Origin of the sequence: Bradyrhizobium macuxiense, assembly GCF_001542415.1 — a bacterium.
Lineage (GTDB): Bacteria > Pseudomonadota > Alphaproteobacteria > Rhizobiales > Xanthobacteraceae > Bradyrhizobium > Bradyrhizobium macuxiense.
This window is the reverse complement of record NZ_LNCU01000068.1, coordinates 1-2,814: the sequence shown is the minus strand read 5'-3', so window position 1 is coordinate 2,814 and position 2,814 is coordinate 1. Positions and strand designations below refer to the sequence as shown.

Genomic DNA, 2,814 nt, shown 5'->3' with positions numbered 1-2,814 from the left:
CAGCTGCCCGCCGATCACGGCGGTGACGTATTCGGCCATGGTGCCTTCGCCTGCTTCGGTCTTGCTGGTCATCGCATCTGTTCCTTACGCAGCGTTCCGCAGCTCGACGGTCTGCTCCTTCAGCGCCGCGATCAGCCCGGGACGGTCGAACTTGGCGACATAGTCGTGGAAGCCGGCCTGCCGGCCGCGCTCGATCGCCGCCGGCGACACCATCGCCGACAGCGCGATGATCGGCAGCCCGGTCAGGTTGCTGTCGCCGCGGATCACCTCGGCGAACTCGAAGCCGTTCATCTCGGGCATCTCGATGTCGGTCAGCACGACGTCGAAGGCCTGCCCCGAGCGCAGCACCGCGAGCCCCTCCTGCGCGGTCGGCGCGGTCCGCACCCGGTAGCCGGCGGCCTTCAGCACCGGCGCCAGCATGTTGCGGAAGAAGGCGCTGTCGTCCACGAGGAGCACGGACTGCGCATTGGCCGACGGCCGCATCTCCTTGCGCGAGAACCAGTCGGCAAACGCCATCGGCAGGAAGTGGCCGACGTCGATCACCTCGGTGGCCTGGCCCTTGATCACCGCCGAGCCCAGAATGCCGTCCTGCGAGCCCGCGACCTCAATGTTGAGCCGCTCCTCGACGATGTCGATGATCTCGTCGACCACGAGCCCCATCGAGCGGCCGTCGTCGGCGAACACCAGGATCGGCTGCGCGCCTTGCGTCTGCACCTCGACGCCAGCCATCTGCACCAGCGGCATCAGCTGCTCGCGGTACTGCACCATGTAGCGGCCGTTCGAGAGCTCGATCTTGTCGGTGGCGATCTCTTCCAGCCGGGTGACGAGGCCGAGCGGCACCGCCTTGGGCTGCGAGGTGCCGGCGCGGAACACCAGGAGCGAGGTCAGCTGCTCGCCGCTGGCGGCGTGCGCGGCGGCGCTGTCGTCGGCCATGTCATGGGCCGAGGCGCCGGAGGCGCCCAAGGCTTTGGCAATGCCGTTGGGGTCGATGATCATGATGACGGCGCCATCGCCCAGAATGGTGTTGCCGGAGAACATGTCGATGTGGCGCAGCTTGGTCGACATCGGCTTGACCACGATCTCCTCGGTGTGGAACACGCCGTCGACCACGATGCCGAAGGTCTGGCTGCCGACCTGCGTCACCACGATGAAGCCGTTCTCGGCCTCCGCGGTCGCGCCGTCGTCGATCTTCAGGAGCTTCTTGAGATGGATCAGCGGCAACAGCTTGTTGCGCAGCCTTAAGACCGCGGTGTCCTTGATGCGCTCGATGCGGTGCTCGGAGTTGGCGCGGGCCCGCACCAGCTCGACGACGGACAGTTGCGGGATCGCGAAGCGGTCGCCGCCGGCTTCCACGATCAGGGCGGAGACGATCGCAAGCGTCAGCGGGATCTTGATGGTGACGGAGGCGCCCTCGCCGGCCACGCTCTTGATGTCGATGGTGCCGCCGATCTGGTCGATATTGGTGCGCACCACGTCCATGCCGACGCCGCGGCCGGACACCGAGGTGACCTGGGCCGCCGTCGAGAAGCCCGGCGCGAAGATGAACTTGTGGATCTGGGCTTCGGTCATCTTCTCCAGTTCGGTCTCGGTGACGAGACCGCTCGAGAGTGCCTTGGCCTTGATCCGCTCGGTGTTGAGGCCGCGGCCATTGTCGGCGATGCAGATGATGATGTGGCCGCCCTCGTGATAGGCGCTTAGACGGATGGTGCCCTGCTCGCCCTTGCCGCTGGCTGCCCGCTCGGCCGGGGTCTCCAGCCCATGGTCGGCGGAGTTGCGCACCATGTGCGTCAACGGATCCTTGATCAGGTCGAGCACCTGGCGGTCGAGCTCGGTATCGGCGCCGTGCATTTCCAGTTCAATCTGCTTGCCGAGCTCGCCGGAGAGGTCGCGGACGATGCGCGGCAGCTTCTGCCAGGCATTGCCGATCGGCTGCATGCGCGTCTTCATGACGCCCTCCTGCAGCTCGGCGGTGACGTTGGAGAGCCGCTGCAGCGGCACCTTGAACTCGGTGTCCTCGTTGCGCCTGCTGATCTCGAGCAGCTGGTTGCGGGTCAGCACCAGCTCGGAGACCATCGTCATCAGGTGTTCGAGGGTGTCGACGTTGACCCGGATCGACTGGTTGGCGATCTTGTCGCCGCCCTCGGCCTCACCTTCCGCGGCGGCGGTCTTGCGGGCCGGCTTCCTGGCGGGCTCGGCGGCGTCAGCCGCGGGTGCTGCGGCTACAGGCTTGGCGACCGGCGCCGGCGCGACCACTTCGGTGGCGGTCTCGCGGAAGGCGCGCTCGAGCTCGTCGAGCGAGACCTCGCCCGGACGCAACGGGCGCTCCAGCGTCTGCGCCACCAGCGTGCCCTCGGCCATCGCCGGCTGCACTGACGGCGCCTCGACGACGGGCACGGATGCTTCATCAGCAGAAGTCTCGCCGGCGGCCATCATGGCCATGCCGTGTTCGACCATGGCTTCCAATCGATCGATCAGGTCGCGGTCATTGCCTTCGGGCTCGGCTTCGGTGGCCTCTAGCCCCGCCAAAATCTCCTTGATGCGGTCGATCGAGGACAGGATCAGCGTCACGGCCTCCGCCGTCACCGGCATGCCGTCGCGGAACTTGCCCATCAACGTCTCGCCGGCATGCGCCAAGGCTTCCAGCCGCGGCAGCCCGAGGAAGCCGCAGGTCCCCTTGATCGTGTGCACCAGGCGGAAAATGTTATCCAGGATCTTCGCGTTGTTCGGATCCTGCTCGAACTGCACCAGCTGGTTGTCGACCGTGTCCAGGCTCTCGCTGCTCTCCGTCAGGAACTCGCGCAACAGATCGTCCAT

General features: G+C 66.7%; 1 protein-coding gene. It reads right to left on the bottom strand.

What is annotated here, in order from left to right:
* Positions 1-84 precede the first annotated feature (84 nt).
* A partial coding sequence (locus tag AS156_RS19280) for a hybrid sensor histidine kinase/response regulator (RefSeq protein WP_066507564.1) occupies positions 85-2,814 on the bottom strand: 2,730 nt, incomplete at its 5' end.